The sequence below is a fragment of the Hydrogenophaga sp. Root209 genome (assembly GCF_001428625.1).
In the GTDB taxonomy this organism is placed as follows: Bacteria; Pseudomonadota; Gammaproteobacteria; order Burkholderiales; family Burkholderiaceae_C; genus Hydrogenophaga.
Map to the genome: position 1 here is coordinate 233,247 of NZ_LMIE01000031.1, position 12,738 is coordinate 245,984.

Consider the following 12,738-nt stretch of genomic DNA (forward strand, 5'->3'; position numbering starts at 1 on the left):
CTCTGGCTCTGGCTCTGGCTCTGGCTCTGGCTCTGGCTCTGGCTCTGGCTCTGGCTCTGGCTCTGGTGTAAGAAATGACGGCATCCTGCTGGGAACAAGCCAAGGCGCCCGCGCGGACTGGCGGGAGGTGCGCTGATGTCCAGTTTCCGCCGCCCACACCGCGGTTTCACGTTGATCGAACTGATGATCGCGGTGGCCGTAGTGGCGTTGCTCGCGGCGGTGGCTTTGCCCAGCTACAACGAGTTTGTGATGCGAAGCCACCGCGCCAATGCACGCGCGGCGCTTTTGCAGGCTGCGCAGTGGATGGAGCGCACCGCCACGGCCCAGGGCACCTACCCGCTCACAGCCGCCATTCCCCCCGGTGTGCTGTTTGTCGAGGGTGGGCGTTACAACATCAACGCGGTTTCCAACGATGGTCTGGCCTACACCTTGACGGCGATTCCCGGCGCGCCCCAGTCAACCGACCGATGTGCTTCCTTCCAGATAAATCAGGCGGGCACCCGAGCGCAGGTTGCCACGGGCGACGTGCCGAATCCGCTGGGGCCGATGGAGTGCTGGAACCGGTAATCCGGGCGCGCGCAGCCAAGACCAGCCCCTGAACACCGGCGGGCTCGCAAACCCTGCGAAAATAGCCGGATGTTTACCGGCATCATCACCGGCGTGGGGCGCATCGCCGCCCTCCACGACCTGGGCAGCTCTTTGGACCATGGCAAGCGACTCACGATCGAGGCACCCTCCGGGTATCTCGACGACGTCGGCTTGGGCGACAGCATTGCGCTCAACGGCGCTTGCATGACCGTGACCTCGCTGGATCTGCCCCGGCACCACTTCACCATCGACATCTCGGCCGAGTCGCTTGCCCGCACGGCGGGGCTGGCGCAGACCGGCGGCCGCATCAATCTGGAGAAAGCCCTGCGCGCCCACGACAGGCTGGGCGGGCACATCGTCTCTGGCCATGTGGACGGTGTCGGGCATGTGACCCGCTTTGCGCAGGTGGGCGAGAGCTGGGAGCTGCGCGTGATCGCACCGCTGAGCCTCGGCAAATACCTGGCCTACAAGGGCTCCATCACCGTCAACGGCGTCAGCCTGACCGTCAATTCGATCCAGGACCGTGCCGACGGCTGTGAATTCAGCATCAACCTCATTCCCCACACGGTGCAAAACACCTCGCTGGGCCTGTTGACCGATGGAAGTCCGGTCAATCTGGAAATCGACACCGTCGCACGCTATGTGGAGCGCATGCTCAGCGCCGGTCAAATCAACCTCAAGGAAATCGCATGAACGCGCCTGAAACCCTGGCCCCGGTGGCCATCTCGCCCGTGGAAGACATCGTGGCCGACATGCGCGCCGGACGCATGGTGATCCTGGTGGACGAGGAAGACCGTGAAAACGAAGGCGACCTCGTGCTCGCCGCCGACCATGTGACGCCAGAAGCCATCAACTTCATGGCCCGCTTCGGCCGTGGCCTGATCTGCCTCACGCTCACCAAAGAGCGCTGCGAACGCCTGCAACTGCCACCCATGGTGCCGCGCAACGGGACCAAGATGGGCACGGCCTTCACCATCTCCATCGAAGCCGCAGAAGGCGTGACCACCGGCATTTCAGCCGCCGACCGCTCGCGCACCGTGCAGGTGGCGGTGGCGCCCAACGCCGTTGCCACCGACCTGGTGCAGCCCGGTCACATCTTCCCGTTGCAGGCGGTCGAGGGTGGTGTGCTCATGCGCGCAGGCCACACCGAGGCCGGTTGCGACCTGGCCGCCATGGCCGGTTGCAGCCCCAGTGCCGTGATCTGCGAGATCATGAAGGACGACGGCACCATGGCCCGCCTGCCCGACCTCCAGGTGTTCGCTGCCGAGCACGGCCTGAGGATCGGCACCATCGCCGACCTGATCGAACACCGCAGCCGCACCGAATGCCTGGTGAAAAAACTGGGCGCCCGCAGCTTGAACACCGCGTTCGGCGAGTTCCAGGTGCACGCCTTCAGCGACGAGCCCAGCGGTGCGCTGCACTTGGCACTCGTCAAAGGTGAATGGGGCCCGGACCAATCGGTGGCCGTGCGGGTGCATGAGCCGCTGTCGGTGCTCGACGCGCTGGAGGTCGGTCGCTCCATGCATTCCTGGAGCCTGGAGGCCAGCCTGCGCTACATCAGCGAAGCGGGCGCCGGTGTGGCCGTGCTGCTCAACTGCGGCGAGACCGCGGCGCAGTTGCTGGCCCAGTTTGAAGGCACCGCCCGATCGGCCCAGGCACCCGAGCGCGGCCGCATGGACCTGCGCACCTACGGCGTGGGCGCGCAGATCCTGCGTGATTGCGGCGTGCACAAGATGCAGCTCATGGGCAACCCGCGCCGCATGCCCAGCATGACCGGCTACGGTCTTGAAATCACCGGTTACCTCAGCCGCAACGGCTGAATCCATTCACATCCTCAATCAGAAACGGAGCCGCACATGTTCGGCGCAGACAAAGGCACGGCCCACTTGCTCGACGGCAAGAAGCTCAGCATCGGGATCGTTCAGGCCCGCTTCAACGAACCCATCACCGACGCGCTGTACAACGCCTGTCTGGCAGAACTGCTGACACTGGGCGTGCAGGACAAGAACATCGCCCATGTGAAAGTGCCAGGTGCACTCGAGGTGCCCGTGGCCTTGCAGGCCATGGCCGAGCGCGACGATTTCGACGCGCTCATCGCCCTGGGCTGCATCATCCGCGGCGAAACCTACCACTTCGAACTGGTGGCCAACGAGTCGGGGGCTGGCGTTACGCGCCTGGCCCTGGACTACCAGATCCCCATCGCCAACGCCATCCTGACCACCGAAACGCTCGAGCAGGCGATTGCCCGCAAGACCGACAAGGGACGCGATGCGGCCCGCGTGGCGGTGGAAATGGCCCACCTGCTGCAAGAAATAGGCTGAACATGTCCACAGAACTCCCCACCTCCGAGGGCGAAAAAGCCAAAAGTGGTCTCATCGGTCGCAAGGCCGCCGACAAGTCGGCCCGCACCCGCGCCCGCGAATTCGCCCTGCAGGCGATTTATCAACACCTGGTGGGTCGCAACGCCGCCAGCGACATCGACGTCTTCACACGCGACTTGGCGGGTTTCCACAAGTGCGACAGCGTGCACTTCGACGCTTTGCTGCACGGCTGCATTGAACAGGCGGACGCGCTGGACGCGCTGATCAAGCCGTTGCTTGATCGCCCGTTGGTCGAGCTCTCGCCGATCGAGCGTGGCGTGCTGTGGATCGGCGCGTATGAATTCCAGCACTGCCTGGACGTGCCCTGGCGTGTGGTGCTCAACGAATGCATCGAACTGGCCAAGTCGTTCGGTGGCACCGACGGCCACAAGTACGTCAACGGTGTGTTGCACCAGTTGGCCGCACAGCTGCGCGAGGCCGAAGTGGCCGCTGCGCCATCAAAACCTGGCCCGCGCAAGAACACCGCACCGTGAGGATTGCGCAGCGCGCTCAGCGCGTCGAACCCTTCTACGTGATGGAGCTGGCCAAGGCGGCATCTCTCCTGGCGGCGAACGCGCAGCCGGGTGACCGCTCGATGATTTACCTGAACATCGGCGAGCCCGATTTCACCGCGCCGCCGCTGGTCAACGCCGCAGCCGAACGCGCGATCCGCGACGGACGCAGCCAGTACACCCAGGCCCTCGGTCTGCCCGCCTTGCGCGAAGCCATCAGCGGCTGGTATGCCTCGCGGTTCGACCTCGCGATCGATTCAAGCCGCATCGTGGTCACCGCGGGGGCTTCCGCCGCCCTGCAACTGGCGTGTCTGGCGCTCATCGAGGCCGGTGACGAAGTGCTGATGCCCGACCCGAGCTACCCCTGCAACCGGCAGTTTGTGCAGGCAGCCGAGGGCCGCGCGGTGATGATCCCGAGCGGCCCTGAGCAGCGCTTTCAGCTCAGCGCGGCGCAGGTGGAGGCGCACTGGAACCGGGCCACGCGCGGCGTGTTGCTGGCCTCGCCGTCCAATCCCACCGGCACCTCCATTGCCCGCGACGAGCTGGAGCGCATCGCCCGCTTCGTGCGCACCCAGGGCGGCGTGTCGATGGTCGACGAGATCTACCTGGGCCTGAGCTACGAGGACGATTTCGGCCACAGCGCGCTGGGCCTGCCAGACGGTCTGGGCGATGAGGTCATCAGCATCAACAGCTTCTCCAAGTACTTCAACATGACCGGCTGGCGCCTGGGCTGGCTGGTGCTGCCGCCCGCGCTGGTGCCGGTGGTGGAGCGGTTGGCACAGAACCTGTTCATTTGCGCCAGCACCATTGCACAACATGCGGCGCTCGCCTGCTTCGAGCCCGAGAGCCTGTCCGAGTACGAGCGCAGGCGCAGCGAGTTCAAGGCGCGTCGCGACTTTTTCATTCCCGAACTCAACCGCCTGGGCCTGCGCGTGCCGGTGATGCCTGACGGTGCTTTCTACGCCTGGGCAGACGTGACCGGTCTGTGCGCGCGGTGGGGCATCCCGCCGCAAGGCGCACGACCCGACGAAGGCGGCAGTTGGGCGCTGGCCTTCGAGCTCATGAACCGTTGCCAGTTGGCCACCACACCGGGGCGCGATTTCGGTAGCGCCGACCCCGGCCGCTACCTGCGCTTCTCCACCGCCAATTCGATGGCCCAGCTTCAGGAAGCTGTGTCTCGCCTGGAGCAAGCGCTGTGAGTCTGCCCGCGCTGCAATCAAATCCGTTCACCTGGCCGGTGCGCGTCTACTGGGAAGACACCGACGCGGGCGGCATCGTGTTCTACGCCAACTACCTCAAGTTCTTCGAGCGTGCCCGCACCGAGTGGCTGCGCGCATTGGGCATCGAGCAGCAACGCATGCGCGAGCAGGTCGGTGGCATGTTCGTCGTCACCCAGACCCAGTTGCAATACCACCGCCCGGCCCGGCTCGATGATTTGCTTCTGGTTACAGCACGGGTGGTGGATACGGGCCGTGCGTCCATGACAATTGAGCAGCGTGCGCTCCTGAAACCGCAGCAGAGCGATGCGGGCAGCGATGCACAAGCTGAATTGCTGTGCAGCGGCACCATCCGCATCGGTTGGGTCGACGACCGCAACCTGCGCCCGCAACGCATACCACCCGCCGTACTCGCCGCGCTCAAACTGCCGCCTTGAGCGTCCTGTCCGGACCACGAAACTTCTTCACGACCTGCCTTCTCTGAACACGCATGAACCAAGATCTCTCCATTGTTCAATTGATGCTCAACGCCAGCTGGGTGGTGCAAGCCGTTGTGGTGCTCCTCATGGTCGTCTCCGTGGTGAGCTGGGCCGCCATCTTCCGCAAGGTGTTCTCGCTCAAGCGCGTGCGCGCGCACAACGAAGACTTTGAGCGCGAGTTCTGGTCGGGCACCAACCTCAACGACCTGTATGCCGCAGCGGCCCAGAGTGCCAAGCATGGCGGCCCGATGGAACGCATCTTCGCCAGCGGCATGCGGGAATACCAGAAACTGCGCGAGCGTCGCATCACCGACAACGGCGCCCTGCTCGACGGTGCGCGCCGCGCCATGCGGGCGAGCTTCCAGCGCGAACTCGACGTGCTGGAGACCAACCTCTCGTTCCTGGCTTCGGTCGGCTCGGTTTCACCGTATGTGGGCCTGTTCGGCACGGTGTGGGGCATCATGCACGCCTTCACCGGCTTGGCCGCCCTGGCGCAAGTGACACTGGCCACCGTGGCACCCGGCATCGCCGAAGCCCTGGTGGCCACCGCCATCGGCCTGTTTGCCGCCATTCCGGCGGTCGTGTTCTACAACCGCTTCGCGCACGACATCGACCGTGTGGCCAACGCCATGGAGACCTTCATGGAAGAGTTCTCCAACATCTTGCAGCGCAATCTCGGCGCTCAGACTCAAACACCTTCAGGTCACTGACCATGCCCGCCGTCTCATCACGCGGCCGAGGCCGCCGCACCATCAACGAGATCAACATGGTCCCGTTCATCGACGTGATGCTGGTGCTGCTGATCATTTTCATGGTCACCGCCCCGCTCATCACACCGAGCCAGATCGCGCTGCCCAGCGTGGGCCAGGCCGGGCGCCAGCCCGACCGTTTCGTGGCGGTGATGATCGACAAGGACGAACAACTCAAAGTGCGTGAAGGCTCGGCCAGCACCGAGTCACAGCCAGTGCCCATGGGGCAGTTGGTGGCGCGCGTGAAGCAGTTGCAGGCCAGCAAAGGCGCCGCACCCGAGGGCGGTGTGCCAGTGGTCATCAGCGCCGACAAGAACGTGAAGTACGAAGCGGTCGTGCGCGTGATGAGCGCACTGCAGGAAGCGGGCATCGCCCGCGTCGGCCTGTCCGTGCAAACCACCCGCTGATCAACGCCATGCAGTCCACCGCCGACCACCTCGACCTCGCACCGCCCAACACCGGCCGCTGGCTCGGCCCGGTGGGCATGGCACTGATCGCGCACGGCCTGCTCGTGATCGCGCTCACCTGGGGCGTGTCGTGGCAGAACGATGCCGAGCCGGTGACGTTCGAGGCAGAGCTCTGGTCGCGCCTGCCGCAGCAGGCCGCTCCGCGTGCGGTGGAACCTCCGCCACCGCCACCGGCACCGCCCCCACCTGCGCCGCCCAAGCCCACCCCGGTGCCAGCACCCGCCCCGCCGCCGCCCTCGCCCAACCAGGCCGAGATCGCCACCGCGCAAGCGAAGAAGAAGGCTGAGGCCGAAAAGAAGGCGCGCGAGGAAGAAACCAAAAAGCTCGCGGCTGCCAAGGCCGCCGAGAAGGCTGCAGCAGAGAAAAAGGCCGCGGCAGAAGAAGCCGCCGACGAGAAAGAGCGCCAGCAGAAACTGGCCGCCCAGAAACGCGAGCAGGAGCGCAAGGCCGCGGCCGCCGATGAGAAGCGCCGCGATCAACTGCGCGACGAACAGATCACCCGCATGATGGGCCAGGCCGGCGCCAGCGGCGGACCGCAGAGCACCGGCACGGCACAGCAGTCCAGCGGCCCCACGCCAGGCTACGGCGCCAAGGTGGCTGCGCGCATCAAACCCAACGTGGTGTTCACCGACGTGGCCCCGGGCAACCCACGCGCAGAGGTCGAGGTGCGCACCGCGCCCGACGGCACCATCACCTCGCGCAAGCTCAGCAAGAGCAGCGGCAACGCTGCCTGGGACGAAGCCGTGTTGCGCGCCATCGACCGCACCAGCAGCCTGCCGCGCGATACCGACGGGCGCGTGCCGCCGTCACTCGTGATTGGTTTGCGTCCGCTGGACTGATCAAGCACCTCTCCGGCGCGCCATCCCCACACCAGAAATGCCGCGGAACTGGCTCCGCCAGGCCGCAGGCGTTGTCCCCCTTCAGGGGGAAGCCGCGCAGCGGCGCAGGGGGTTCTCTCGATCAATCAAACACGATTTCCGCCCGCTGCTCATGCGCCTGCGCCATCCAGCTGGCCAGCGCCGCATCGGTCGGGAAAAACAGCGCTCGGTCGTCCAGTTGCAGTTCGCACTGCGCGCCCTCGCGCAAGAGTTGCAGCCGCACCGGCAAGCCCCGCACCAGCTCGCCCTGCTCCGTCACTTCGCGTTTGGGCGGGAACTCTCGCACCAGCTGGGCCACGGCAGGTGCATGGCCGTTCACCGCCACCCGCAGGTACTTGCCGAAGCGGCAGCGCGCGGCAGCCAGGTCCCACACCTGCTGGATCTTCAGGCGCACACCACCCGAGAACCGGTCGGGCTGGGCCACGGCCTGCACGATGATGAGTTCATCGTCCTTGAGCAGATTGCGGTGGGCGTTGATGAGGTTCTCGTCGGCGCTGGTCTCGAACACGCCAGTCTTGTCGTCGAGCTTGAACAGCGCAAGCTTGCCGCGCTGGCCGTTGATCACGCGGAAGTCGGTCACGATGCCGGCCAGGATCTGTGGGTCGCGGCTTTCCATCACGTCACCCAGCGGCGTGCGCGCAAAGCGGCGCACCTCGCGTTCAACTTCGTCGAACAGATGGCCCGAGAAGTAGAAACCGATCGCGGTTTTCTCCATCGTCAGGCGTTCCTTCACGCCCCAGGGCATGGTCGCCACCAGGTCGGGGTCCTGCGTGCTGGAGCCGTGGTCGCTGTCGCCGAAGATGTCGGCTTGCGCGGCGTTGGCGGCCGAAGCGGCTGCGAAGGCGAACGCGCGGTCCACCGAGGCAAGCAGCTCGGCGCGGTTGAGGTGCAGTGAATCAAAACCCCCTGCCTTGATCAGCGCTTCCACCGTGCGCTTGTTCAAGCGCGTGCGGTCCACGCGCACGCAGAAGTCGAACAAGCTCTTGAACGGCCCCGTCTCACGGCCACGGGGCCCTTCACCACGGCCTTCGCGCGCGGCCACGATGGCCTCGATCGCTTGCTGGCCCGTGCCCTTGATGGCGCCCAGACCGTAACGAATCGACTTGTTGGAGATCGGCTCGAAGCGGTGGAAGCCGCGGTTCACGTCGGGCGCTTCGAACGCCATGCCCATCTTGAGCGCGTCATCAACCAACACCTTGAGCTTGTCGGTGTCGTCCATTTCCACCGTCATGTTGGCGCAGAAGAACTCGGCCGTGTAGTGCACCTTGAGCCAGCCGGTGTGGTACGCGAGCAGCGAGTAGGCGGCGGCGTGCGACTTGTTGAAACCGTAGCCCGCGAACTTCTCCATCAGGTCGAAGATCTCGTCGGCCTTCTCCTGCGAGATGTTGTTCTTCGCTGCACCGGCTCGGAAGATCTCGCGGTGCTCGGCCATCTCCTCGGCCTTCTTCTTGCCCATCGCACGGCGCAACATGTCGGCGCCGCCGAGCGAATAGCCGCCCAGGATCTGCGCGGTCTGCATCACCTGCTCCTGGTAGACCATGATGCCGTAGGTCTCGGACAGCATCTCGGCCACCAGGGGGTGCGGATACTCGATGACTTCCTTGCCGTGCTTGCGGTTCACGAAGCTGGGGATCAGGTCCATCGGTCCCGGCCGGTACAGCGCGTTGAGCGCAATCAGATCTTCAAGGCGCGAGGGTTTGGCGTCTTTCAGCATGCCCTGCATGCCGCGGCTTTCAAACTGGAACACGGCCTCGGTCTGCCCGCGCGAGAACAGCGCGTAGACCTTCGCATCGGTCAGCGGCACATCCTCGAAGCGGAAGTTCTCCTGCCCCGGGTGGCGCTTGATGATGAGCTCGCGCGCGATCTCCAGAATGGTCAGCGTGGCCAGGCCCAGAAAGTCGAACTTCACCAGGCCAATGGCCTCCACGTCGTCCTTGTCGTACTGGCTCACCGCCGAGTCGCTGCCGGGCTGCGCGTAGAGCGGGCAGAAGTCGGTGAGCTTGCCCGGCGCGATCAACACGCCACCGGCGTGCATGCCGATGTTGCGCGTCATGCCTTCGAGCTTCTGCGCGAGCTCGATCAAGGTCTTGACGTCGTCTTCCTTCTGGATGCGCTCAGCCAGCACCGGCTCCATCTCGATGGCGTAGTTGTTCTTGTCGCCCTCCTTCTTGGGGTTGGGCGGGTACTGCAGCGTGACCGACATGCCGGGCTTGTTCGGGATCAGCTTGGAGATGCCGTCGCAAAAGCCGTAGGAGAAATCGAGCACACGGCCCACGTCGCGAATCGCCGCGCGCGCGGCCAGCGTGCCGAAGGTGGCGATCTGGCTCACCGCGTCCTTGCCGTACTTGTCCTTGACGTAGTCGATCACGCGGTCGCGGTTGGTCTGGCAGAAGTCAATGTCGAAGTCGGGCATGGACACCCGTTCCGGGTTCAGGAAACGTTCGAACAGCAGCTTGTATTGCAGCGGGTCGAGGTCGGTGATCTTCAGCGCGTACGCCACCAGCGAGCCCGCGCCCGAGCCACGGCCCGGACCGACCGGGCAGCCGTTTTTCTTGGCCCAGTTGATGAAGTCGCCCACGATCAGGAAGTAGCCCGGGAACCCCATGTTCAGGATGGTGTTGATCTCGAACTCCAGGCGCTCCACGTAGCGCGGGCGCTCGGCTTCGCGCTTGGCCGGGTCGGGGTACAGGTGCACCAGGCGCTCCTCAAGCCCTTCAAACGACGACTGGCGGAAGAAGTCCGCCATCGGCATGGGCACACCATCGATCAATGGCGTGGGGAAATTGGGCAGTTGCGGCTTGCCCAGCACCAGCGTGAGGTTGCAGCGCTTCGCGATCTCCAGCGTGTTGGCCAGCGCCGAGGGCACATCGGCGAACAACGCCTGCATCTGCGCCGCGCTCTTGAAGTACTGCTCGCGCGTGAAGCGGCGCACGCGCCGGTTGTTGCCGAGGATCTCGCCTTCGGCAATGCACACGCGCGCCTCGTGCGCCTCGTAGTCGTCGGGCTCGAGGAACTGCACCGGGTGCGTGGCCACCACCGGCAGGTGCAGGCGCGCGGCCAGCTGCACCGCTTGCGACACATGACGCTCGTCGTCGGCGCGACCCGCGCGCTGCAGCTCCAGGTAGAAGCGGTGCGTGAACATCGTGGAGAGTTGCAGCGCCATGTCGGTGGCGCGCTGGGTATCACCCTGCATCAGCGCCTGACCCACCGGGCCGGACTGCGCGCCCGACAGCATGATCAAGCCCTCATTGCATTCCTGCAGCCAGTCGCGGTGCACCAGCGCCTGGCCCCGGCCCTCGTTGCGCGTCCAGGCGCGGGCCAGCAACTCGCTCAGATTCAGATAGCCCTGGTGGTCCTGCACCAGCAGCAGCACGCGGGGTGCTGCAGGCTGGTGGCTGCCGGGCATGGCGCCGGGCGTCTCTTCAGTGAAGCCTTGCAGCATCACCTCGGCACCGATGATGGGCTTGACGCCCACGCCGCGCGCGGCCTTGTAGAACTTGACCGCGCCGAACAGGTTGCTCAGGTCGGTGATGGCCAGCGCGGGTTGGCTGTCGGCGGCCGCGGCGGCCACGACTTCATCAATGCGGTTGGTGCCGTCGACGACGGAGAATTCGGTGTGCAGGCGCAGGTGTAGGAACATGCGTCCATTTTAGGAGGCGGCATCCCCCGGCCGAGGTCTCAGGGCAGCGGTGTCACATCTTCTTTCAGGATGTGCAGCACCTCGGAGCGGAACTCTCGCATGTAAAGGATGGCCACCACCGCCAGGGTGCTCAGCACCATGGCCATCGGCGAGACGAACCACGCCAGCGCAGCAAACGAAAAGTAGTAAGCGCGCAGCCCGTCGTTGAAGGTTTCTGCCGCCGCGCCCACCATGGCGGCTGCGCGGCGGGCGTAATGCTCGCGGTCGAACTTGCCCGAGTCGAAGGCTTCGGGTGACGGCATGGAGCCGATCACCAGCGCCACGAAGGTGTACTGCCGCATGCACCAGGAAAAGCGGAAGAAGGCATACACGAAGATCGCCACCATCACCAGGATCTTGAACTCGAAGACGATCAGCGTGGTGGTCTGCGCAAACGGGATTTCGCTCATCAGCTCCGTGGCCTTGTCGGTGGTACCGAGCAGGGCGAACAGGCCGCCGATGACCAGGATGGAGGTGGACGAGAAGAACGCTGGCGTGGTGGACAGCGTCTGCGTGATCACGCCGTCGAGCATGCGCGGATCGCGCGCCGTGGCCTGCATCATCCAGTAGCCGCGGTAGCGGTTGGTGGTCTGGATCAGCGAGCCCATTTTTCGTCCCCACACGCGAGCGAACCAGGCGTAGCCCGTCCACAACGCAAAAAAGCAGACCAGCGCCAGCCAATCTGCCCAAGGAATGATGCTGAGAATCTTCATGTGCCGGATGTTACCTTTGCGTTTGGCGTCATGATCAGGTCACAGCCGGTGGCAACAATAGGGCTGGCGCTGTCGCCACGACCTTCCATCACCATGAAACACCCTTTGTCCCGGCGTCATCTGATTGCCGGCGCTGGCTCTGCGCTGGCTTCCTTGTCCTTCCCCACGGTCTGGGCTCAGGCCTGGCCACAGCGCCCGATCCGCATCGTCGTGCCCTTCGCGCCCGGGGCGGGCACGGACGCCGTGGGCCGCCTGGTGGCCGAAAAGCTCGCAGAGTTGCTGCCCGCCACCGTGGTGGTGGAAAACCGCGTGGGTGCCTCGGGCGCCATCGGCGCACAGGCGGTGGCGCACAGCGCGCCCGATGGGCACACCCTGCTGCTGGTTGCCGCGCCCTTCACCACCGTCCCTGCCGCGCTGCCGGGCGCGGGCTACGAGCCTTTGGCGCAGTTCACGCCGGTGGGCATGATCGCCACCGGTCCACTGGTGTGGGCCGCCAACAAGGACCTGCCTGCCGGCACACTGGCCGAGGTGGTGCAACTGGCTCACGCCAGGCCCGGCTTCTACAACTACGGCTCGGCCGGTGCCGGTGGCATCAACCACCTGGTGCTTGAGCTGCTCAAGGTGCGCACAGGCGCGTTCATCACGCACATCCCTTACCGCGGCATCGCACCCGCCGTGCTGGACATGATGGGTGGACAGATTCACCTGGTCACAGGCACGGTACCGGCACTGGCACCATTCATTCGCGACGGGCGCATCAAGGCGCTGGCGGTCACGTCGGATCGACGCACACCGGCCTTGCCGGAAGTGCCCAGCATGGTGGAGGCCGGACAGGCCGGATTCAACGTTCTCAACTATTTCGGACTGGTGGCCCCGCACGGCACGCCGCCCGAGGTGGTGGGCCGGCTCAATGCCGCCATCGCGCGTCTGGTCACTCTGCCGGAGGTGAAGGCGAGGTTTTCGCTGGATGCGCTGGAACCCGCTGCCGGCACGCCAGCCGACCTGGGGCGTTTTCTGGCGGCTGACCTCCAGTCATGGCTGCAGGTGGTGGCTCGCCAGAAACTGCAGGTTGCCGCGAGTTGAAACTCGCCGCGAC

The 12,738-nt window shown here is 65.4% G+C and carries 13 protein-coding genes; 11 read left to right on the top strand and 2 right to left on the bottom strand.

Annotated elements, in window-relative coordinates; genetic code table 11:
- Positions 1–135: 135 nt before the first annotated feature.
- From ASE11_RS19580 to tolA, 10 genes are all read left to right on the top strand, one after another.
- Complete coding sequence (locus tag ASE11_RS19580; RefSeq protein WP_082585882.1) at positions 136–567, top strand: type IV pilin protein; 432 nt, start codon at positions 136–138, stop codon at positions 565–567.
- 69 nt (positions 568–636) lie between these two features.
- On the top strand, positions 637–1,281 hold the full coding sequence (locus ASE11_RS19585; protein WP_056275457.1) for a riboflavin synthase: 645 nt from the start codon (positions 637–639) through the stop codon (positions 1,279–1,281).
- Positions 1,278–2,408: a bifunctional 3,4-dihydroxy-2-butanone-4-phosphate synthase/GTP cyclohydrolase II gene (gene ribBA, locus ASE11_RS19590; protein ID WP_056275462.1), complete on the top strand. Its 1,131-nt coding sequence runs from the start codon at positions 1,278–1,280 to the stop codon at positions 2,406–2,408. Before ASE11_RS19585 ends, ribBA begins: the two co-directional genes overlap by 4 nt.
- Positions 2,409–2,444: 36 nt before the next feature.
- A complete protein-coding gene (gene ribH, locus ASE11_RS19595; RefSeq protein ID WP_056275465.1) occupies positions 2,445–2,909 on the top strand; it encodes a 6,7-dimethyl-8-ribityllumazine synthase in 465 nt (154 codons plus the stop codon).
- A gap of 2 nt (positions 2,910–2,911) precedes the next feature.
- A complete protein-coding gene (gene nusB, locus ASE11_RS19600; protein WP_056275474.1) occupies positions 2,912–3,442 on the top strand; it encodes a transcription antitermination factor NusB in 531 nt (176 codons plus the stop codon).
- A complete protein-coding gene (locus ASE11_RS19605; RefSeq protein WP_056275484.1) occupies positions 3,439–4,659 on the top strand; it encodes a pyridoxal phosphate-dependent aminotransferase in 1,221 nt (406 codons plus the stop codon). The genes nusB and ASE11_RS19605 overlap by 4 nt, the downstream gene beginning before the upstream one ends.
- Positions 4,656–5,114 (top strand): tol-pal system-associated acyl-CoA thioesterase, encoded by a 459-nt coding sequence (gene ybgC, locus ASE11_RS19610; RefSeq protein WP_235501369.1) that lies wholly within the window; start codon positions 4,656–4,658, stop codon positions 5,112–5,114. The genes ASE11_RS19605 and ybgC overlap by 4 nt, the downstream gene beginning before the upstream one ends.
- Before the next feature lie 53 nt (positions 5,115–5,167).
- Positions 5,168–5,866, top strand: a complete 699-nt coding sequence (tolQ, locus tag ASE11_RS19615; RefSeq protein ID WP_056275488.1) for a protein TolQ — start codon at positions 5,168–5,170, stop codon at positions 5,864–5,866.
- A gap of 2 nt (positions 5,867–5,868) precedes the next feature.
- The gene (locus ASE11_RS19620) at positions 5,869–6,312 is read left to right on the top strand and encodes a biopolymer transporter ExbD (protein WP_056275493.1); all 444 of its coding nucleotides are present in this window, start codon (positions 5,869–5,871) and stop codon (positions 6,310–6,312) included.
- A gap of 8 nt (positions 6,313–6,320) precedes the next feature.
- Positions 6,321–7,211: a cell envelope integrity protein TolA gene (gene tolA / locus ASE11_RS19625; RefSeq protein ID WP_056275496.1), complete on the top strand. Its 891-nt coding sequence runs from the start codon at positions 6,321–6,323 to the stop codon at positions 7,209–7,211.
- Positions 7,212–7,332: 121 nt separating this feature from the next.
- On the opposite strand, the gene dnaE is transcribed toward tolA, so the two are convergent.
- Entirely contained in the window at positions 7,333–10,890 is a 3,558-nt protein-coding gene (dnaE, locus tag ASE11_RS19630; protein ID WP_056275497.1) for a DNA polymerase III subunit alpha, read from the bottom strand.
- A 38-nt stretch (positions 10,891–10,928) separates the two neighbouring features.
- Complete coding sequence (locus ASE11_RS19635) at positions 10,929–11,642, bottom strand: DUF599 domain-containing protein (protein ID WP_056275500.1); 714 nt, start codon at positions 11,640–11,642, stop codon at positions 10,929–10,931.
- Between the two features lie 93 nt (positions 11,643–11,735).
- Here ASE11_RS19635 and ASE11_RS19640 point away from each other — a divergent pair, with 93 nt between their 5' ends.
- Positions 11,736–12,725, top strand: a complete 990-nt coding sequence (locus ASE11_RS19640) for a Bug family tripartite tricarboxylate transporter substrate binding protein (protein WP_056275503.1) — start codon at positions 11,736–11,738, stop codon at positions 12,723–12,725.
- The last annotated feature ends 13 nt before the right edge of the window (positions 12,726–12,738 follow it).